Annotated in this window: 27 protein-coding genes and 2 tRNA genes; 14 read left to right on the top strand and 15 right to left on the bottom strand. The window is 68.2% G+C overall.

Going from position 1 to position 18,871, the window contains the following annotated elements; genetic code table 11:
- Nucleotides 1-170: 170 nt before the first annotated feature.
- A complete protein-coding gene (locus FVP33_RS18310; RefSeq protein ID WP_342779882.1) occupies nt 171-815 on the bottom strand; it encodes an NUDIX domain-containing protein in 645 nt (214 codons plus the stop codon).
- Between the two features lie 11 nt (nt 816-826).
- The gene (locus tag FVP33_RS18305; protein ID WP_147785140.1) at nt 827-1,504 is read right to left on the bottom strand and encodes a DUF8185 domain-containing protein; all 678 of its coding nucleotides are present in this window, start codon (nt 1,502-1,504) and stop codon (nt 827-829) included.
- A 65-nt stretch (nt 1,505-1,569) separates the two neighbouring features.
- On the opposite strand from FVP33_RS18305, the gene FVP33_RS18300 reads away from it, so the two are divergent.
- Together FVP33_RS18300 and FVP33_RS18295 are read left to right on the top strand one after the other, a co-directional pair.
- A complete protein-coding gene (locus tag FVP33_RS18300; RefSeq protein ID WP_147785139.1) occupies nt 1,570-2,436 on the top strand; it encodes an acyl-CoA thioesterase in 867 nt (288 codons plus the stop codon).
- A 101-nt stretch (nt 2,437-2,537) separates the two neighbouring features.
- Complete coding sequence (locus tag FVP33_RS18295; protein ID WP_246142420.1) at nt 2,538-3,383, top strand: aldo/keto reductase; 846 nt, start codon at nt 2,538-2,540, stop codon at nt 3,381-3,383.
- Nucleotides 3,384-3,418: 35 nt separating this feature from the next.
- Here FVP33_RS18295 and FVP33_RS18290 read toward each other — a convergent pair whose 3' ends face one another.
- Both FVP33_RS18290 and FVP33_RS18285 read right to left on the bottom strand, forming a co-directional pair.
- A complete protein-coding gene (locus FVP33_RS18290; RefSeq protein WP_147785138.1) occupies nt 3,419-4,117 on the bottom strand; it encodes an anti-sigma factor family protein in 699 nt (232 codons plus the stop codon).
- The gene (locus FVP33_RS18285; protein WP_281289418.1) at nt 4,114-4,620 is read right to left on the bottom strand and encodes a sigma-70 family RNA polymerase sigma factor; all 507 of its coding nucleotides are present in this window, start codon (nt 4,618-4,620) and stop codon (nt 4,114-4,116) included. Before FVP33_RS18285 ends, FVP33_RS18290 begins: the two co-directional genes overlap by 4 nt.
- A gap of 188 nt (nt 4,621-4,808) precedes the next feature.
- On the opposite strand from FVP33_RS18285, the gene FVP33_RS20120 reads away from it, so the two are divergent.
- Nucleotides 4,809-5,351 carry a Rieske (2Fe-2S) protein gene (locus FVP33_RS20120; protein ID WP_281289417.1) on the top strand — a complete coding sequence of 181 codons (543 nt, stop codon included), beginning with the start codon at nt 4,809-4,811 and terminating at the stop codon, nt 5,349-5,351.
- A complete protein-coding gene (locus FVP33_RS18275; RefSeq protein ID WP_147785136.1) occupies nt 5,351-5,857 on the top strand; it encodes a hypothetical protein in 507 nt (168 codons plus the stop codon). Before FVP33_RS20120 ends, FVP33_RS18275 begins: the two co-directional genes overlap by 1 nt.
- A 40-nt stretch (nt 5,858-5,897) precedes the next feature.
- On the opposite strand, the gene FVP33_RS18270 is transcribed toward FVP33_RS18275, so the two are convergent.
- The 6 genes from FVP33_RS18270 to msrA all read right to left on the bottom strand — a co-directional run bounded on the left by FVP33_RS18270 (nt 5,898) and on the right by msrA (nt 10,205).
- Entirely contained in the window at nt 5,898-6,383 is a 486-nt protein-coding gene (locus FVP33_RS18270; RefSeq protein ID WP_147785135.1) for an acyl-CoA thioesterase, read from the bottom strand.
- Nucleotides 6,384-6,385: 2 nt separating this feature from the next.
- A complete protein-coding gene (gene ettA / locus FVP33_RS18265; RefSeq protein WP_147785134.1) occupies nt 6,386-8,068 on the bottom strand; it encodes an energy-dependent translational throttle protein EttA in 1,683 nt (560 codons plus the stop codon).
- Nucleotides 8,069-8,126: 58 nt separating this feature from the next.
- Nucleotides 8,127-8,639: a DUF6993 domain-containing protein gene (locus FVP33_RS18260; RefSeq protein WP_147785133.1), complete on the bottom strand. Its 513-nt coding sequence runs from the start codon at nt 8,637-8,639 to the stop codon at nt 8,127-8,129.
- Between the two features lie 119 nt (nt 8,640-8,758).
- Nucleotides 8,759-9,295: a single-stranded DNA-binding protein gene (locus tag FVP33_RS18255; RefSeq protein WP_222706790.1), complete on the bottom strand. Its 537-nt coding sequence runs from the start codon at nt 9,293-9,295 to the stop codon at nt 8,759-8,761.
- Between the two features lie 88 nt (nt 9,296-9,383).
- Entirely contained in the window at nt 9,384-9,629 is a 246-nt protein-coding gene (locus tag FVP33_RS18250) for a methyltransferase (protein ID WP_147785132.1), read from the bottom strand.
- Between the two features lie 48 nt (nt 9,630-9,677).
- Nucleotides 9,678-10,205, bottom strand: a complete 528-nt coding sequence (msrA, locus tag FVP33_RS18245) for a peptide-methionine (S)-S-oxide reductase MsrA (RefSeq protein WP_147785131.1) — start codon at nt 10,203-10,205, stop codon at nt 9,678-9,680.
- Between the two features lie 110 nt (nt 10,206-10,315).
- Here msrA and FVP33_RS18240 point away from each other — a divergent pair, with 110 nt between their 5' ends.
- The 3 genes from FVP33_RS18240 to FVP33_RS18230 all read left to right on the top strand — a co-directional run bounded on the left by FVP33_RS18240 (nt 10,316) and on the right by FVP33_RS18230 (nt 12,808).
- Nucleotides 10,316-11,320, top strand: coding sequence for an aldo/keto reductase (locus tag FVP33_RS18240; RefSeq protein WP_147785130.1), 1,005 nt, complete (start codon nt 10,316-10,318; stop codon nt 11,318-11,320).
- A gap of 85 nt (nt 11,321-11,405) precedes the next feature.
- On the top strand, nt 11,406-11,654 hold the full coding sequence (locus FVP33_RS18235) for a hypothetical protein (RefSeq protein WP_147785129.1): 249 nt from the start codon (nt 11,406-11,408) through the stop codon (nt 11,652-11,654).
- A gap of 104 nt (nt 11,655-11,758) precedes the next feature.
- Entirely contained in the window at nt 11,759-12,808 is a 1,050-nt protein-coding gene (locus tag FVP33_RS18230; protein ID WP_147785128.1) for a hypothetical protein, read from the top strand.
- A 21-nt stretch (nt 12,809-12,829) separates the two neighbouring features.
- Here the strand turns inward: FVP33_RS18230 and FVP33_RS18225 are convergent, their stop codons facing one another.
- The 4 genes from FVP33_RS18225 to FVP33_RS18210 form a co-directional block, all read right to left on the bottom strand.
- The gene (locus tag FVP33_RS18225) at nt 12,830-13,492 is read right to left on the bottom strand and encodes a hypothetical protein (RefSeq protein ID WP_147785127.1); all 663 of its coding nucleotides are present in this window, start codon (nt 13,490-13,492) and stop codon (nt 12,830-12,832) included.
- Between the two features lie 126 nt (nt 13,493-13,618).
- Nucleotides 13,619-13,691 (bottom strand) — tRNA-Arg (locus FVP33_RS18220).
- 27 nt (nt 13,692-13,718) lie between these two features.
- Entirely contained in the window at nt 13,719-13,979 is a 261-nt protein-coding gene (locus tag FVP33_RS18215; protein ID WP_147785126.1) for a thioredoxin family protein, read from the bottom strand.
- 35 nt (nt 13,980-14,014) lie between these two features.
- Nucleotides 14,015-14,293, bottom strand: coding sequence for an oligoribonuclease (locus FVP33_RS18210; protein WP_147785125.1), 279 nt, complete (start codon nt 14,291-14,293; stop codon nt 14,015-14,017).
- A 105-nt stretch (nt 14,294-14,398) separates the two neighbouring features.
- Here FVP33_RS18210 and FVP33_RS18205 point away from each other — a divergent pair, with 105 nt between their 5' ends.
- The 7 genes from FVP33_RS18205 (at nt 14,399) to FVP33_RS18175 (ending at nt 18,726) form a co-directional block, all read left to right on the top strand.
- Nucleotides 14,399-14,836: a MarR family winged helix-turn-helix transcriptional regulator gene (locus tag FVP33_RS18205; protein ID WP_147785124.1), complete on the top strand. Its 438-nt coding sequence runs from the start codon at nt 14,399-14,401 to the stop codon at nt 14,834-14,836.
- The gene (locus tag FVP33_RS18200) at nt 14,836-16,074 is read left to right on the top strand and encodes an MFS transporter (protein WP_147785123.1); all 1,239 of its coding nucleotides are present in this window, start codon (nt 14,836-14,838) and stop codon (nt 16,072-16,074) included. The genes FVP33_RS18205 and FVP33_RS18200 overlap by 1 nt, the downstream gene beginning before the upstream one ends.
- A gap of 667 nt (nt 16,075-16,741) precedes the next feature.
- A complete protein-coding gene (gene orn, locus FVP33_RS18195; RefSeq protein ID WP_147785122.1) occupies nt 16,742-17,365 on the top strand; it encodes an oligoribonuclease in 624 nt (207 codons plus the stop codon).
- Between the two features lie 67 nt (nt 17,366-17,432).
- A tRNA-His gene (locus FVP33_RS18190) sits at nt 17,433-17,505 on the top strand.
- Nucleotides 17,506-17,594: 89 nt separating this feature from the next.
- A complete protein-coding gene (gene clpS / locus FVP33_RS18185) occupies nt 17,595-17,900 on the top strand; it encodes an ATP-dependent Clp protease adapter ClpS (protein ID WP_147785121.1) in 306 nt (101 codons plus the stop codon).
- A complete protein-coding gene (locus tag FVP33_RS18180; protein ID WP_147785120.1) occupies nt 17,897-18,376 on the top strand; it encodes a DUF2017 domain-containing protein in 480 nt (159 codons plus the stop codon). The genes clpS and FVP33_RS18180 overlap by 4 nt, the downstream gene beginning before the upstream one ends.
- Nucleotides 18,376-18,726: a metallopeptidase family protein gene (locus FVP33_RS18175; RefSeq protein WP_147785119.1), complete on the top strand. Its 351-nt coding sequence runs from the start codon at nt 18,376-18,378 to the stop codon at nt 18,724-18,726. Before FVP33_RS18180 ends, FVP33_RS18175 begins: the two co-directional genes overlap by 1 nt.
- On the opposite strand, the gene FVP33_RS18170 is transcribed toward FVP33_RS18175, so the two are convergent.
- Nucleotides 18,723-18,871, bottom strand: a 149-nt coding sequence (locus tag FVP33_RS18170; RefSeq protein WP_147785118.1) for an integrase core domain-containing protein, incomplete at its 5' end; no start/stop codon positions are given. The genes FVP33_RS18175 and FVP33_RS18170 overlap by 4 nt on opposite strands.

The following is an 18,871-nucleotide window of genomic DNA, read 5'->3' as shown; positions in this document are numbered from 1 at the left end:
CGTGGCCCGAAGTCGCCGAACGGGCACAGTCGCGAAGGCGGCGGGTCACCGCGTCGCGAAGGCGGCGGGTCACCGCGTCGCGAAGGCGGCGGGTCACCGCGTCGCGAAGGCGGCGGGTCACCGCGTCGCGAAGGCGGCGGGTCACCGCGTCGCGCAGGCCGCGCGGCGGGTCAGCCCGCGAACGGGCCCCTCAGCGCCGCCCACTGCAGGAGCATGATCGTCTTCGCGTCGGCGATGCGGCCGTCGTCGATCATCCCGAGGGCCTCGTCGAACTGCAGCTCGAGGATGTCGATCTCCTCGCCCTCCTCGGCGACGCCTCCGCCCCCGCTCGTGCGGGACGCGTCGCTGTAGGGTGCCGCGAAGAAGTGCACCTTCTCGGTGACCGAGCCGGGGCTCATGAACACGTCGAACACATGCTGGAGCTCGCCGACATCCACGCCGAGTTCCTCTCCCGCCTCGCGGCGGATGGCCGTGGCTGGATCGTCGTCGTCGAGAAGTCCGGCGGCCGTCTCGATGAGCATGCCGTCCGGATGTCCGTTCACGTACGCGGGAAAGCGGAACTGCCTCGAGAGCAGCACGGTGCGTCTCGCGGCGTCGTAGAGCAGGATCGTGGCGCCGTTGCCCCGGTCGTAGGTCTCACGCTGCTGGCTGCTCACCGCGCCGTTCGCATCGAGGTAGTCGAACGTGGTCCGGCGCAGCACGTGCCAGCCCGACGCCACCAGTTCGACGGCGGTCACCCGCACCCGCGGATTGCCGGTGAGGTCGAGGCCGACCCTGTCCAGGCCGATCCGACCTCGCTGGTCCGGTTCGTCCACGCCGACCGTCATCAGCGCTGCAGCGACCAGGAGCGTCGCTTGACGAGCACGTGACCGCGCTCGGTGGAGAGCCTGGTCCACGGCCCGGTCTCGTAGACGCGCACGGCATCCGGTCCGCCCAGGAACCCCAGCGACAGGGCGGCGAAGGCCGCGCCGGCCGGCACGTATTCGAGGCCCTCGATCGGGCGCCCCCACACCTCGGAGCGCACGCGGTGCACGATCTGGTCGCCCGTCCCCGTCGGGATCGCGGTGGCGACCTCGTCGATTCCGGATGCCGCGACCCGCTCCAGGGTCGCGCCGTCCACCTGCTCGAGGGCCGCCCATCCGCCACGCGGCGGGGAGATCGCCGCCCAGGTGACGGTGTTCACCTGCATCGGAAGGGTGACGGTGACGGCCGCGGTCGGGTCGGCGACGTCGCCCTGCAGCCGCGCGAGACGCTCGAGGAGCGAGCGCACCGGCACGACGGCGTCGAAGGTGTCGCGCTCGGTGAGGGCGAACGTGCGCAGTCCGAGGACAGTTGGGCTCTCGTCGAGAAGGCCGGACGGATACAGCACCGCCACGTAGACGGCCAGCACCCCGGAGCCGGCAATCAGGCGCACCGAACCGTCCTCCACCCGCCCGGCGCGACCGAGGAATACCTGCAGGTCGGCGAGGGAGAGGGAGTCAACAAGGGAAAATGTCTGGCTCATGTGCTCTCTAAACTATATGAGCGCGCACTCTCGCGCCGCCCGCACGTCCTTTCGACGGGAGACCCATGACCAACGCCCTCGACGGACTGCTCGCGGCACTCGACCTCACCGACACCGGCGCGAGAACGAACGAAGATATCTTCACCGGCCCTAGCCAGTGGATGCCGCAGGGGCGCGTCTTCGGAGGGCAGGTTCTCGCGCAGTCCCTGGTGGCCGCGCAGCGCACCATTCTGGCCGACCGCTCCGCCCACTCGATGCACGGCTATTTCCTGCGGCCCGGCGACGTCAACCTGCCGATCACGTTTTCGGTGGACCGCATCCACGACGGCCGCTCCTTCTCCACCCGGCGCACCCAGGCCTACCAGGAGGGCATGCCCATCCTCTCGATGATCGCGTCGTTCCAGGTCGCCGACGAGGGCCTCGACCACCAGATCGAGATGCCGAAGGACCTTCCGTACCCGGAGGACCTGCCCTCGGCCGCCGAGTCGCTCTCCGGCCTCGAGCACCCCGTCGCCAAGGTCTGGGCCAACGAGCGCCCGTTCGACATGCGGCACGTGCCGTCCCCGATCTATCTCTCGGTGGAGGGACCCCACGTGGCCCATCAGGCCGTGTGGCTCAAGGCGGTGGGCACCCTGCCCGACGACGAGAACCTGCACCGTGCCGCCCTCGCCTACGCGAGCGACTACTCGATCCTGGAGCCGATCTTCCGGCGGCACGGCATCGCCTGGACCACACCGGGGCTGAAGGCGGCGAGCCTCGACCACGCGATGTGGTTCCACCGGTTCGGGCGCGTTGACGAGTGGATGCTCTACGCCCAGGAGTCCCCGAACGCGACGGGCGGCCGGGGCCTGTCGCAGGGGCGCATCTACACGCGCGACGGCCTGCTGCTTGCGAGCGTCGCGCAAGAGGGCATGGTGCGCGTCCCCCGTTAGTGAATCGCCGGGTCCTGGATTCAGGATTCAGCAGCGCTGGCGCTGAATCTGTGCGATTTCAGTTGTTGGACCGCAGGGACGATGCGCCCTACGGTGGAAGCATGACTAATACCATGACCAATTCGGTACCCCAGATTGCCCTGAACTCCGGACGAACGATCCCCCAGGTGGGCTTCGGGGTGTTTCTCGTCGACCCGGCGGACACCCAGCGCGTGGTCGAAGACGCCCTAGCGGTGGGCTACCGCCACATCGACACGGCCACGGGCTACAACAACGAGACCGAGGTGGGCGCGGCGATCAGGGCGTCGGGCATTCCGCGCGAGGAGATCTTCCTCACCACGAAACTCCGCAACGACCACCACAAGGCGCGCGACGTCGATGGCGCATTCGCCCGCAGCCTCGAGATGCTCGGGATCGACTACCTCGACCTGTACCTGATCCACTGGCCGATGCCCGCCAACGGCTTCTTCGTCGACACCTGGCGCACCTTCGAAACCTTCTTCGCGGACGGCCGCGCGAGGTCGATCGGGGTCAGCAACTTCCTCGTCCCCCACCTCGAGACGCTTCTCGCCGAGACCGACATCGTGCCGGCGGTGAACCAGGTGGAATTGCACCCGATCTTCCAGCAGCGCGAACTCCGGGCGTTCCAGGCCACCCACGGCATCCACACCGAGGCGTGGGGACCCCTCGGCCAGGGCAAGTACGACCTGTTCGGCATGGAGCCGATCCAGGCCGCCGCGAAGGCGCACGCTGTGCAGCCCGCCCAGGTCGTGCTGCGCTGGCACCTGCAGACGGGCAACATCGTGATCCCGAAGTCGAACTCGCGCGATCGGATGGCGCAGAACCTCGACATTCTCGGGTTCGAACTCGACGCGCAGGAGATGGCGGCCATCGACGCCCTCGACGAGAACCGCCGCGTGGGCGGCGACCCGGCAGAGATCAACTAGCCCGACTCGAACGACGGCGGCTCAGGGCCGGCGGCTCAGGGCCGTCCGGTCAGCAGCACACGCCCGTCGGCCGAGCGAACGTCCACCGTGGCGATCTCGCTCGGCCGCAGGCTCGTCGTGCCTGACGGTTCGACGGTGCTTCCCGGCGTCGCGCTCCAGGTCGCGACCTGCGAGACGTTGCCGCGGGAATCCGTCACGAACATCTCGTACCGCCGGGCGACTCCGTAGCCGGAGGTGGTCGTGGATGCCGGCGCGGCATAGGTGCACTGCATCTCGATGCGGGTGCCCCAGCTCTCCTCCACGAGCAGCGCCTTCGCACTCAGGGTGGTGGGGATCACCTGGCTCAGCGACACCCGCGCGCCGCTCGCGGCGGGCGTCTGCGCCGGAGGCGCGAAGGCGAGCGGGATGGCGAGGGCGACGGCCGCGGCGGCGGCAGCGGTCGCCACTATCGCTCCGGCGACGAGCCCGCGGGAACGGCGACGACGACGGGCGGCAGAACGCACGAGCCTCGGCAGGAGGGTCGGCGGCACGGAATCCTCGACCGGGGCGACCATCTCCAGGTCGGCTGCCGGCACCTTCGCGAGCAGCCCCGGCAGTCCCGCGAGTTCCGCGACTCCGGCCGCGCACGCGCCGCACGTCGCGAGGTGCCGCTCGAACTCGCGCCGCTCCAGCGGCGACAGGGCGCCGAGCACGTAGGCGGCATCCCACTCGGCGTACAGGTCGACGGGGTTCACTGGGTCACCCCTCGTTCCTGGAGGGCGAGCCGAAGTGCCCGCAGCGCGTAGTGCAGGCGTGACTTCACTGTGCCCTCCGGTATGCCGAGCGCGCGGGAGATCTCCGCCGTCGATTCCCCCTGGTAGTAGGCGTGCAGCACGACCACCCGATGGTCCGGGCTGAGTTGGGCCAGGGCATCCGAGACGAGCCAGGCGTCGAGAAGGGCGTCCGTGCCGTCGTCGACCGGGCGCTCCGGCGGAGTGTCCGTCGAGTGCTCGTGCCTCGCGTGAGCGCTGCGGCGATCGTCGATCACGATGTTGCGCGCCACCGTGTAGAGCCAGGCGCGCGAGGAGCCGCCGCCCCGTTCGAGCACCTCGGGGTGGCTCCAGGCCCGCACGAGCGTCTCCTGCACGACGTCCTCGGCGAAGTGCCGGTCCCCGGTCAGCCAGACCACGTAGCGCCAGAGGGCAGGGGCGTGCTCGTCGTGCAGCGCACGCAGCAACTCGGCCTGCTCATCCGGCAATGGACTACCTCCACTGGTTACAACGTAGCCCGAGCAGTCTCGGTTCATTCCCAGCAGAATCGAACCGGATGAGTCGCTCGCTCGTTGCTACCAATGACATGCTTTTCGGGGGGGCCTCCAACCGGGGCTCCGCGCCCCACACGCTGGTCGCCCACACGCCGCTCGCCCCAGACGCCCGAAGGATCACCTTGACCGACCGCGAACAGACCACTCCAGACCGCCTCGCCCCGACTCACCGCCCCGCCGAACACCTCACCCCGATCCGCCGCACGACATCGCGCCGGGCCGCGATCATCGCGGGCGGCCTGACGGTGATGGGTGCCGGCGCCCTCGTGCTCGCCGCGTGCAGCACCGGCGGCGCCGCCGGGGGTTCCGGCGGAACGGCTGGCGGCTCGGGGGGCGCGGGCGGCACGGGAGACGGCAAGATTTCGATCCCGGCCGGCACCGCGGTGGCCAAGCTCGCGGACATCCCGGTCGGCGGCACCGCCGAGGCGACCGTCGACGGCCAGGCAGTGGTCCTGTCCCAGCCCACCGCGGGCGACGTGCGCTGTTTCGGCGCACACTGCACCCATATGGGCTGCGTGGTCAACGCGGCGGCGAAGGAGTTCGACTGCCCGTGCCACGGCTCGCGGTTCGACGCCGCCACCGGCGCGGTGCTCGGCGGACCCGCCCCGTCCCCGCTGCCCAAGATCGCAGTGAAGATCGCCGGCGACCAGGTTGTGACCGCCTAGTGGACTGGCAATTCGCCGGGCTGCCGCTGCACGTGCTGCTCGTCCATTTCGTGGTCATCGTCGTTCCCCTGGCCGCGCTGTGCACGGTCCTCGCCGCGGCCTGGCCGGCCGCACGCCGCCGACTCGGGGTCGTCACCCCCCTGATCGCGCTCGCGGCGCTCGTCTCCGTGCCGGTCACGACGGAGGCCGGCGAGTGGCTCCTCGCCCGGGTCTCGAACACTCCGCTCATCCAGGCTCACGCCGCGATCGGCAAGTCGCTGCTGCCCTGGGCCTTCGCGACCTTCGTGGTGGCGACCGGACAATGGGCCTGGTTCCGCTACTTCTCGGAGGGTGACGGCCGGTACCGCCGCCTCGTGGCCCACCGGAGCCTGAGGCTCGCCATCACGATCGCCCTCGGCGTTGCCGTGCTCGGGCTCGCCGCCGGATCGATCGTCACCGTCGTGCAGATCGGAGAATCCGGCGCCCGGGCGATCTGGACGGGCTCATACACCCCGAACCCTCGCTAGCCCGAACCGCGCCGTCGGCTGCGGTCGGGCACGGTTGCCCTCAGTGGCGGTTGCCGAACACGACGGGAGGCTCGAGGTACGGCTCCCAGGCCGCGCGCTGCTCATTGTCCAGGCGCAACGGCCTGCCGCTCGCCACCTCCACCATCACGAGGGTCGTCGCTGCGCGCACGTAGAGCACCCTCGGTGTCACCCCGGTCGGAGAGTAGATCTCGTAGCAGAGTTCGAGGCTCGCCCCGCCGATCCGTCCGATCCACAGCTCCACGTCGAGCGGCTGACGCATGTACGGGATCGGCAGCAGGTACTCGATCTCCTGCCGGGCGATGAGCGCGATGACCTTCGCCCCGGGTCGCGCGTCGAGAATGGCCGTGCCGAGCGGCTCACCCGCACTCTCCTGGCCGTGATCCGGCCGCCAGAAGGCCTGGATGCGCGCCTCCTCGAGCAGGCGGAACATCTCGGCGTTGTTGACGTGCGCGTAGGCGTCGAAGTCCGACCAGCGCAGGCCGATCGGCACGTGCAGCCGCGTCACGGTCAGCCCCTGGTGAGCTTGCGGTACGCCGACCGGTGCGGTTTGGCCGCGTCCGGTCCCAGTCGCTCGATCTTGTTCTCCTCGTAGGCCTCGAAGTTGCCCTCGAACCAGTGCCAGTATCCGGGATTCTCCTCGGTTCCCTCGTAGGAGAGGATGTGGGTGGCGATGCGGTCGAGGAACCATCGATCGTGGGTGATGACCACCGCGCAACCGGGGAACTCGAGCAGGGCGTTCTCGAGGCTTCCGAGCGTCTCCACGTCCAGGTCGTTCGTCGGTTCGTCGAGGAGCAGGAGGTTTCCACCCTGCTTGAGGGTGAGCGCGAGGTTCAGGCGGTTGCGCTCACCACCGGAGAGGATGCCGGCCTTCTTCTGCTGGTCGGGCCCCTTGAAGCCGAACTGGGACACGTAGCCGCGGGACGGGATCTCGGTCTTGCCAACCTGGATGTAGTCCTGGCCATCCGATACCACCTCCCACAGGGTCTTGGTGGGGTCGATGCCGCCGCGGTCCTGGTCGACGTAGGAGATGTCGACCGTCTCGCCGATGCGGAGGTCGCCACCGTCGAGCGGCTCGATGCCGGTGATGGTCTTGAACAGCGTGGTCTTGCCGACGCCGTTCGGGCCGATTACCCCGACGATGCCGTTGCGCGGCAGGGTGAAGCTCAGCCCGTTGATCAGCACGCGGCCGTCGAAGCCCTTCTCGAGACCCTTCGCGTCGATCACCTGGGCACCGAGTCGCGGGCCGACCGGGATGACGAGCTCCTCGAAATCGAGCTTGCGGGTCTTCTCGGCCTCGGTCACCATCTCCTCGTAGCGCGCGAGCCTGGCCTTCGACTTGACCTGGCGCCCCTTGGCGTTGCTGCGCACCCAGTCGAGTTCACTGGACAGCCGCTTCGCCAGCTTGGCGTCCTTCTTGCCCTGAACCTCGAGCCGAGCGCCCTTCTTCTCGAGGTAGGTGGAGTAGTTGCCCTCGTACGGGTAGAGGTGGCCGCGGTCCACCTCGGCGATCCACTCGGCCACGTGGTCGAGGAAGTACCGATCGTGGGTGACGGCCAGTACGGCGCCGTGGTACTGGGCAAGGTGCTGCTCGAGCCACAGCACGCTCTCGGCGTCGAGGTGGTTGGTGGGCTCGTCGAGAAGCAGCAGGTCCGGCTTCTGAAGCAGGAGCTTGGTGAGCGCCACCCGGCGCTTCTCACCACCGGACAGATTGGCGACCGTGGCGTCGCCCGGCGGCGTGCGCAGGGCATCCATCGCCTGCTCGAGTTGGGAGTCGAGATCCCACGCGTCGGCGGCGTCGATAGCCTCCTGCAGCGTGCCCATCTCGGTCATCAGGGCGTCGAAGTCCGCATCGGGATCGGCCATGGCGAGGGAGACCTCGTTGAACCGGTCGACCTTGGCCTTGATCGGGCCGACGCCTTCCTGCACGTTTTCGAGCACGGTCTTGGTCTCGTCGAGTTCGGGCTCCTGCATGAGGATTCCGACGCTGTAGCCGGGGCTCAGCCTCGCTTCGCCGTTGCTCGGGGTGTCGAGGCCGGCCATGATCTTGAGGATGGTGGACTTGCCAGCACCGTTCGGCCCGACGACGCCGATCTTGGCGCCGGGGAAGAACGACATCGTGACGTCGTCGAGAATGAGCTTGTCGCCGACCGCTTTGCGGGCGCGGACCATCGAGTAAATGAATTCGGCCATGGCGACAAGTTTAGTTGCGCTCGCCCACGCGACCTGACCGACCGCAAGAATCCGGCGCTCACCAGTCGATGGGCCGGGTCTTGCCGACCAGGCAACTGCCGTCGGCGAGCGCCGGCTGGACGGCGCTGCTGAACCCGCCGGGCCCACGCTGGCCGAGCAGACACTGGCCGCCCAGCCTCACCGAGAACAGGATCGAGTCGACCGCACCCCCATTGGATGTCCTGTCAGGGGTGACCTGCATCGCCGCCTTGTCGAAGCCTGCCGCCGCGAGGGTGTCGATGATCGTCTTGCCGTTGGCGGATGCCGCCGACGCAAACAGCGTCTTGCCGACCAGGTCGAAGTAGGCCTTGTTCTCGACCGCGGAACCACCGGCCACCATCGACGGCGTGGGCGTCGGTGCTGGGGCGTTTCCGATGGAGGGTGAGCTGGCGGCCGAGCCGGTTCCCGCGCTCGGCACCGCGCTCGGCACCGCGCTGGGTTCCGGCTCGGTGGAGCAGGCGGCGAGGGCGGCCGCCAGCAGGAGTGCGGAGGCCGCCGCTGCCGCGCCGCTGATGCGCCGAGAAGTCCCCATCGCGTGCGACCCTTTCGTCCGGCGTCGGTGTTCCCGCGGCGCGAGTGCGGCCGGTCCGATCGAGTCTAGAGCGACGCGGCGCGCGACCCGACGGGCCGCGTCCACGGGGCGCGGAGGTGCTAGAACGGCACGGCCGCGCTCTCGAGCGACTCACTGTCCGGGTCGACGAACCGCACCGGGCCGTCCCCGTCGTCGGAATCGTCCTGCTCCGCGCCTGCGCTGGACGCCGCCGCGCCGTTCGAGTCGGCCCCGCCGCTCGGCTCCAGGGGGAAGACATCCGCCTTCTCGACAATCGTCGAACTGATGCTCCGGCTGAAGGTGGTCGTGCCCCAGGCGAGGTCGTGGCCCACCGCGTCTGCGTCGACCTCGATGTTCGTGCCCGCCTTCTCGCCGCTCGTCCAGTCGCGGATGCGCAGCCGCCCCGTCACGACGACCCGGTCGCCCTTGAGCACGGACCCCGAGACGTTGACGGCGAGTTGCCGGAAACACGTGATGGTGTACCAGTTGGTGTCCCCGTCCACCCACCGGTCGCGGGATCGATCGAAACGGCGCTGGGTGGAGGCGAGCCGGAAGCTCGTGATCGAGAGGCCCTCGGTGGTGACGAGATGCCGGGGAGTCGTGGCCACAAGGCCGGTGAGAGTGATCGTGTCTGTCATGCGAGCCAGTGTGCCGATTGTCGCGCAGTCCAAGAGCCGGCCGCGTCCCGGTTGGGGACGCGACCGGCTCTGTCGCGCAGGTTACGGACTAGTGCTCGCGAAACTCCGGCCACTCGGCACCGGGGAGCAGGCTCGCGTGGAGCGCGCTCTTCGCCACCTCGAGGGTCGGGTATTCGCCGCGGAAGTCGGCATCCGCAATCAGCTTGAAGGTGTATCCACCCTCGGTGCTGTGGATGGAACCGACGGCCCCGGCCGGCCCGAAGGCCACCCAGGTCTTGCCGGTCAGCGTCCTGTCGGCGCGCGTGGTTGTCTCGTTCGCTGTTCCAGTGCTCATCATTGAGCTCCCTTCCTTACGCTGGCAGTTGCCAGAGACTGCCCGGCCCTAGGAGGCCAGGACGTATTCCGCAAAACTCTTGCGGATCTTGTTCACCTTAGGCACGGCCACGGCCATGCAGTACCCCTGTCCGGGATTCTTCGCGAAGAAATCCTGGTGGTAGGACTCCGCCTCGTACCTGGTGCCGAGCGGTTCGATGGTGGTGACGAGGCCGCCGTCCCAGTATTCGCCGGCCCGATCGCGGGCCGTCTCGAAGGCTGTCTTCTGCTCCTCGTCCGAGTAGAACATCGCCGACCGATACTGGGTTCCCACGTCGTGGCCCTGCCGGTTGAGCTGCCGCGGGTCGTGCAGCGAGAAGAACACGTCGAGAATCACGTTCGCCGGGATCACCTCGGGGTCGAAGGTCACGGCGACCGCCTCCGCATGGCCGGTCTGACCGGTGCACACGTCGTCGTAACTCGGGTTCACGGTGCTTCCTCCGGTGTACCCGGACACGACGTCGCTCACGCCACGGAGGGTGCGATACACCGCATCGAGACACCAGAAACAACCGCCGGCGAGAACGAATGTCTGCATGCTGAAAGCCTACTTTCTTAGGGCTGGGAGAGACGGCTAACCCGCGGATCTGAACAACCCCCGTTGGGGGCGCGTCATTCCTCGATGTGGGGCCGCCCTACGCTTGTCGGATGACCTATGTTGCTGCGACCGACCGGTACGAATCCATCGAGTACAAGCGGGTGGGGCGAAGCGGACTCAAACTCCCGGCGGTGTCGCTCGGCCTCTGGAACAACTTCGGATTCGACCGCCCGATCGAGACGCAACGCGCGATCCTGCGCCGCGCCTTCGACCTCGGCGTCACGCACTTCGACCTCGCGAACAACTACGGTCCGCCCGCGGGAAGCGCCGAGACCAACTTCGGCCGCATCTTCGCCGACGACTTCCGCCAGCACCGCGACGAGCTCATCATCTCCACCAAGGCCGGCTACGGCATGTGGGACGGCCCATACGGCGAGTGGGGATCGCGCAAGTCAATGCTCGCCTCCCTCGATCAGAGCCTCGAACGGATGGGGCTCGACTACGTCGACATCTTCTACTCCCACCGACCGGACCCCGAGACCCCGATCGAGGAGACCATGGGCGCGCTCGCGACCGCCGTCACCTCCGGCCGGGCCCTCTACGCGGGCATCTCGAACTACGACACCGAGCAGACCATCGCTGCGCACAAGGCCCTCGCCGAGCACAAGATCCCCCTGCTCATCCACCAGCCGCGCTTCAACATGTTCGACCGTCACATCGAGACCGAGGGGCTTCTGCCGGTGCTGGACGACCTCGGCATGGGCAGCATCGTCTTCTCCCCGCTCGCCCAGGGCATGCTCACCGACCGCTACCTGGCCGGCATCCCAGCCGACTCGAGGGCCGCCGAGGGCCGCTGGATCACCTCGGAGAACATCGACGAGACCTACCTCGAACGTGCCAGCGCCCTCAACGAGATCGCCGCCGGCCGCGGACAGAGCCTCGCCCAGCTCGCCCTCTCCTGGGTGCTCCGTCACCCGCAGGTGACCTCGGCGCTGATCGGCGCGTCGAGCGTGGCCCAGCTCGAGAACAACATCTCCGCACTCGAGAGCGCGCCGCTCAGCCAGGAGGAGATCGCCGCGATCGAACCATTCGCGGTGCACGGCACCGGTGACTAGCCTGCGACGCCGGCGGATGTCGGTGGCGGCCCTTAGCCTGATCCCACGTTGACAGCCGGGGCCGGCCACTACTCGAGGATCGCACATGACCACTCTCGCCTTTGTGGGGGATCTTCCCCTCGTCCGACCGGGAATCACCCTCGTGCAACTGCACGACGAGCTGTGGCGGGTCACCCGTCCGCAGGGTGACGTGCTCGGCTACATCGAGCAGTTCCGGGTACGCGACGGGCTGCGATTTCGGGCGAAGCGGTTCATGCCCCACCAGCGCCGCTTCCTGGTGATGGGCGAATTCTGGAGCATGGATGACGCGATCGAGTGTTTTCGCACGAGTTGAGGGCCCCGGGAAGGGCGGGCGCGTCTATTCATGATTTTGATTTAGTTCCAGACTCGCCCTTCCCGCACTCCCGCGCGTAGCACGCGGCGGGTTAGTGTGCGGGCATGCAGTGGTGGAATGACTTCTTAGGCTGGCTCTCTTCTGACGACGGGGCGCGCATCATTTCCAGCGCCGTCATCCCGTTCCTCGCGATCCTCATCGCGGGGGTCGTGGCGGCGGCGATCGGGCGCGGCTCGGCGAAGCGCGTCATAGCGCTGAGCGACCGGGAGGTGAAGGCCTCCGCGGTGACCGCGCTGATCAGCGCCGCACGCAAGGCCGCGGTGTGGAACACCCTGCCCGCACCCGAGCAGCAGCACATCGACCACCTCATCGGCGACGCCGACATCCGACTGCGACTGCTGCCGGTGCCCGGCACAGCCCTGGCCGCCGACTGGGCGAGCCACGAGATCATCAGCATGAAGCGCAACGCCGTGTCGTTCAGCTTCCAGGCGGAGCAGTCCCTGCTCGTCTTCCGCGACCGCCTGATCGAATGGCAGGCCAGACCCAGCCGCGCGAAGAGGCTGTTCAAGAACGACCTCGACTCCTGGGCCTACGATTCGTCGCTGAGCGAGCAGGAGCTGGTGCACAACCAGCAGGCGTGGGCGGCCGCACAGGTCGCGAAGACCGGCCCGGTGGACACCGTGTCCGCCGCGGCCATCGCCGCTCCCACCGTGGCAGCCGCCGCCACTCCCCCGGTCGCCACGCCCCCCGTCGCCACGCCCCCGGTCACCAGGCCCTTCGCCCAGTCCCGTTTCTCGCGCCCGGCCGCGGTGCCCGTGGCGCCATCCGAAGCCACCCATGACCCGGCCGTCAGCGAGCCGACGGCCGCACGCACTCCCGAGCCGACTCCCGCCGCGGCGGAGCCCGACGCACCGGAGGCGGAGACCGTCGAACCCGAGATCGTCGAACCGGAATCTCATCAGCCGGCTCAGACCGAGCACCTCGAGGAGATCGTCGTGGACGACGACGAGCAGGACGAGGATCTCCCCGAGCTTGTGGAGCCCGCGCCGGAGGAACCCCGCGACGTGAGCCAGGCCTCGGTGTTCGCCCCGGCCGACAGGAACGACCACGACGGTCACGACCGCCAGGAGCACGAGCACCACCAGCACAACTAGCCCGGCAGGGCCCTCCGCGGCTCAGTCGGCGCTCGGCGCCTCGATGGTGGCGAAGAGCCTTCTGGCCAGCGGCGCCGTGAGGGCGGCCACCGTCGTCGCCATGAACAAGCCGGCGAGCGCGTAGGCCACAATCAGTCCTTGCATCGGTGTCGTCTCGTCGATGAACGGAGACGGCAGAAACGTCCACCCGATGCCCACCGCCCAGGCTCCGGCGTTCACCGGTATCCAGAGTGCCGACCGGGGGATGGTGCGCCTGATGGTGAGGTATTGCAGCGTGGGCATGGCGACGAGTCCGGTCAGACCGAGCACGACGGCCGCGACGATCACCGCGGCGACCGGCGCGGCGGACTGGGCGATGGCCGAGATGCCGAGGCCGCAGGACCAGGCGATCGCCGCCCCGAGCGCGGTGGTTCCGATCCAACCCCACAGCGGCGGCGGACGACGGAATCGCCTCGCCGCGAGCGCCTGGGCGGCTCCGAGGAGCGCACCCTCGACGATGCCGGCCAGGATGAGTAACGGCACCTGCCAGCGTTCGAGCGACGGGCTCGCCGTGAGCGTCCCCGTCGCCGCCGGCACGAGGAAACCGACGGCCTCCCCGACGGTGACGAAGAGGATCCAGCGACGCTTGAACCGAAGCGGCTGCTCGCTGGTGCCGGCGGTGAGGTCCACCTGTGCGATCGACATGCTGCCGCCTTCCTCCGAGCCCAGTCTTCGCCGAGGATGTCAGGATGCGCCGAAACCGCGGCACTCGCAAGGGTCGAAGGTCACAGCGCGGAAGGTGCCGCGGCATCGAGTTTTCGGGTGAGTCGGTGCCCCCGGCAGGATTCGAACCTGCGACCAAGAGATTAGAAGGCTCCTGCTCTATCCCCTGAGCTACGGAGGCGGGCGACTCAACTTTACCGCAGGCGCGTCAGACGGCCTTTGCCAGGGCGACGAGCACCTGGTTGAGCGTCGGAACGCCCTCCGCGCGAAACACCTCGGCGTCGTCCCCGTCCAGCACGATCACCGTGGGAGTGGAGCGCACGCCCGCCTTCTCGGCCTCCGCGGTGTCTCTCGCGACATCCAATTCGGCGATCTTCAGCGCCGGCACGAGCTTCGCGGCCTGATCCAGCACGGCGCGCGTCTGCATGCACGGTTCACAGAACGACGACGCGAAGAAGATGAGTTGCACGATCGGTCCAACGCGGGCAGCGCCCGGCTGATTCCCTACTGGCGTCCGCCGCGATCTTCCGGCGCCTCGACCGGCTCGCTGTCTGCGAGGTCGAAGTCGTAGACGACGTGGTACTGGCCGCCGACCTCGGTCCAGCTGGAGCGGGTGTAGTCGAGCAGCGTCTCCTTGCCGTCCACCGCCGTGAGCACGGTGATCTCGTCGTCGAAGCTCCCGTCGGTGCTGATGCGCTTGTCGACCTGGCCGTCGTTGGGACCGCCCTTGTAGAGAACGATGTATTCGTCGCCGTGGGCGAGCGTGGGGAGTGCGTCAGTCATGTTGCATTACTACCACGCTCCGATGGGTGATGCGATCGGCGCGCAGAATCCCGGCGAATCTGATTTACATAGTATGGCTATATAGGTTTGCTATATACTTGCCGGATGCCTACCGAACGTTCACGACTTCTCGAAGACCTCATCGTCTCCGCCCACCGCCTCACCCGGGTCGCCGCCCAGCTCACCGGGAGCACCACGCCCGCCGCGGTGTGGCGCACCCTCTCGATCCTCACCACCGACGGCTCGCTCCGGGTGGGCGACCTCGCCAGGGCGAGTCGGGTGACCCAGCCGACCATGACCAAGCTCGTGCAGCACCTCGCCGAGGAAGAGCTGGTGTACCGCATCGCCGACGTCGACGACTCCCGGGCGTGGCTCATCGCGATCACCCCCAAGGGCACGACCGCCCTCGAGAACTGGCGGCGCGAACTAGCCGAGGCCCTCTCCCCCGTCTTCGCCGACCTCACGGACGACGAATCGACGATCCTCGAGAAGGCGGTCGCCATCCTCCAGGTACACACGAGCACGACACGGAAGGCGGCCTGATGACCCGGCACGACACGACCCAGGGCACGAGCATCCTCAGGCAACCCAAGGAGGTGTGGGCGGTCGGCTTTGCGAGCGTCGTCGCGTTCATGGGCATCGGCCTGGTCGACCCGATCCTGCCGGCCATCGCCAAGGAGCTGTCGGCCACCCCGACCCAGACCGAGCTGCTGTTCACGAGCTACCTGCTGATCACCGGAATAGCGATGTTCTTCACGAGCTGGCTGTCCAGCCGGATCGGCGCGAAGCGCACCCTGATGATCGGGCTCGCCCTGATCGTGCTCTTCGCCCTCGCCGCCGCCCTGAGCGGGAGCGTCGAGGATGTCATCGCCTTCCGGGCGGGCTGGGGACTCGGCAACGCGCTCTTCATCTCGACCGCCCTCGCGACCATCGTCGGCGCCGCCAGCGGCGGCACCTCATCGGCGATCATCCTCTACGAGGCCGCGCTCGGACTCGGTATCGCGATCGGGCCGCTGCTCGGCGGCCTTCTCGGCACGGTCAGCTGGCGTGGACCGTTCTTCGGCACCGCGGTGCTCATGGCCGTCGCCTTCATCGCGATCTCGGTGCTCCTCGGCAAGGAAGACCGCGCGGCGCGGGTGCCGACCCGACTGTCCGCCCCATTCCGCGCCCTCGCCAACCCGGCGATCGCGATTCTCGCCGCGGCCGCGCTCTTCTACAACATCGGATTCTTCGTGCTGCTCGCCTACACGCCGTTCCCGCTGCACATGGAGGCGATCGGCCTTGGCCTCGTCTTCTTCGGCTGGGGGCTCTCGGTGGCGGTGACCTCGGTCTGGATCGCGCCGCTGCTCACCGCGCGGCTACGGCGCACCACCGTGCTCGGCACCGTCCTGCCGCTGCTGACCATCGACCTCGTGGCCGCCGGGGTCTTCATCGACTCGCAACTGGGGCTCATCCTGTGCGTGATCGTCGGAGGGATGCTTCTCGGCGTACTCAACACCGTGCTCACCGAGTCGGTCATGGAGGCCACGGACCTGCCTCGCTCCGTGGCGTCGTCGGCCTACTCCGGCGTGCGCTTCCTCGGCGGGGCGGCCGCTCCCCCGCTCGCGACCCTGCTCGCCGCGACCTTCTTCCCGGCGATGCCGTATTACGTGGCCGGCGGATCCGTACTCATCGCGGCCATCATCGTGCTCTGCGGGGTGAAGCAGCTGGCGAGGGTGAACTCGGGTGCCGAAGAGCTCGTCGTCGAGGCCGAGGCGATCACCGCGGGCGAGCTCGCCTAGGTGTACTGAGTCGGGACGTCGGCTAAGCAGCTGATGGGTGGGTGGGCTCCGATCGCGGCGTGGGGCCGATGTCCCCGCCGCTGTGCGGCACTCCCGTGCCCCTGGCACGCGTTGTGCAGGACGGTGCCGCCGCCCACGGGTGCCCGCCCCGCAGACTCCAGTTATGCAGGACGGGTTATGCAGGACGGCAGGACGGGTTCTGCAGGACGCCTCGGGCGGATAGCGGATAGCGGATAGCGGATAGCGGATAGCGGATAGCGGATAGCGGATAGCGAGGACGATAGGTGCAGAACCGACGGGAGCGTCCTGCAGACCGGGACCCTTCGGGTCGCCACACCCGTGCCGTGTCCTGCACAAGCTGTCCTGCACAAGCTGTCCTGCACAACTGGAGTCTGTGGGGGTAGGCACCCACATCACCGGGGCCCGTCCTGCAGAACGCGGCCCAACCGACGCGGGCGGCACAAACGAACGTCGTCGCGGCGACCGGCATGCGGCGGAGGGCGTCCGGGGCGGCCGCGACGGGGTCGAGGGACACGACCACGAGATCCGCAACGTCGCCGACGGCCACGTCACACCCAATCAACCAACCTGCCTGGGCAGTACGCCTAGCGCTCGGCCGCACGGGCACACGCATCCGGGCTCCGCCGCGCAACGATAGAATTTTGGGATGTCTGCCTCCTCCGACCGCCTCGTCTGGATCGATTGCGAAATGACGGGACTCGACGTCGAAATCGACGAACTCGTCGAGGTGGCGGTGGTCATCACCGATTTCGACCTCAACCTCATCGACCCGGGGTTCGACATCGTGATCAAGCCCGACCACGCGGCCCTCGACAACATGAACGACTTCGTGCGCAACATGCACACCGAGTCCGGCCTCATCGAGTTGATACCGGATGGCGTGAGCCTGGCCGACGCCGAGTACGCGGTTCTCGAGTACATTCTCAAGTTCGTGCCGGCCGAGCAGCACGCTCCCCTCGCCGGAAACACGATCGGCACCGACCGCACATTCCTCGCCAAGTACATGCCGCGCGTGGACCGCCACCTGCATTACCGCAACGTGGACGTGTCGTCGATCAAGGAACTCTCCCGCCGGTGGTTCCCCCGCATCTACTTCAACTCCCCGGCCAAGAACGGCGGCCACCGCGCCCTCGCGGACATCCTCGAGTCGATTCGCGAGCTCGACTACTACCGCAAGGCCGCCTTCGTGACCGATCCTGGGCCGACGACGGAGGAAGTGCAGACCATTTCCAGCTCCGTAGTGGAGAAATTCCTCCCGCATCTGCACTAACCGCTCGCAAGCTGTAATAAGCTAGTGGAGTTGTGTCGGTCATGAATCATCGTGGTCGGCGCGCATGGTGGTCGTAGCTCAGTTGGTAGAGCGCTGGCTTGTGGAGCCGGATGTCGCGGGTTCGAGCCCCGTCGATCACCCAGATGCTGCAGTGAGCAGCGGCGAAGGGCCTCGCGAGAGCGGGGCCCTTCGTCATCTCCGGTGTCTCCGGGTGTGTGAGGGTTGAATCATGACCGATGTGCTCGAACGGCCGGACCTCGTGGAGGTGCCCGAGATCGTGGAGTCGACCGTGTTCGACACGCCCTGGGTGACGATCGTCTGGAATGACCCGGTCAACCTCATGAGCTACGTCAGCTACGTGTTCCGCAGCTACTTCGGTTTCAGCAAGGCGGAGGCCGAGCGTCGGATGCTGCAGGTGCACAACGACGGGCGCGCCGTGGTGGCAACGGGCAGTCGCGAGGAGATGGAGCGACACGTGGAGGCGATGCACGACTTCGGCCTGTGGGCGACACTCGCGAAGGCGGATGACGCATGAAGGCCTTCAGGCGGGTGGGCGAGGCGGTCTCCGCGAAGTTCGAGCCGGCCGAGGCCGATGCGCTCGCCACCATGGCCGGCCAGGTCGCGGCGCTCGTGGCGGACCGCGCGGAGTACGAGAGCGACCCGGCCGTGCTGCGTCTCCTGCCCGATGCCTATCCGGACGACGAGGAGGCGTCGGCCGAATTCCGGCGCTTCACCGCCGACGATCTCGCCGCCCGCAAGGTCGCCAACGCGACCGTCGTGGTCCGCTCCCTCGAGGGCGCGGTGCACGCCCGCTCCGCGACCACGGTGACTCTCGACCAGCAGGCGGCGCAGGCCTGGCTGCGGGCGCTCACCGACATCCGTCTCACGATCGCCGCCCGGCTCGGCATCGACGACGAGGAGGCGGAGCCGGCCGGCGATCCGCTGCTCCTCGATGTCTACGACTGGCTCGGCTTCGTGCAGGAGTCGCTCGTCGCGGCGGTCAGCGACTGATGGATGCCCTCACCCCCGACGAGTTCGAACGGCTCGTGATCGCCGAGCTCGACCTCCTGCCGGACGATATGGTGGAGGGCCTCGAGAACCTCGTGTTCGTGACCGAGTCGCGGCCGGAGGACGGCTCCCTCGACCTGCTCGGGCTCTACGAGGGCGTGGCCCTGACCGAACGCGGCAACTACGGATTCGGCGAGCTGCCCGACCGGATCGTGCTGTTCCGCGAGCCGTTGCTCTCCGTCTCCGAGGACCTCGACGAGCTGAGGGACCAGATCCACGTGACCCTCGTGCACGAGATCGCGCACTTCTACGGGATCGACGACGACGAGCTGCACGACCTCGGCTGGGGCTAGGTGTAGTTCCCGGGGACGTTGTGCACGCGTTCGATTGGTGATCTGCCGCCGATGCCGGTGTGGGGTCTGTGGTGATTGTAGTCATGGAGCCACTGCTGGTAGGTCGCAGCCCGGGCCTCGTCGCACGAGTAGGTGTGGGCGTAGG

Source organism: Lacisediminihabitans profunda (genome assembly GCF_008040105.1).
Lineage (GTDB): Bacteria > Actinomycetota > Actinomycetes > Actinomycetales > Microbacteriaceae > Lacisediminihabitans > Lacisediminihabitans profunda.
The sequence above is the reverse complement of the archived record's forward strand: the minus strand, read 5'-3'. Positions and strand labels throughout refer to the sequence as shown.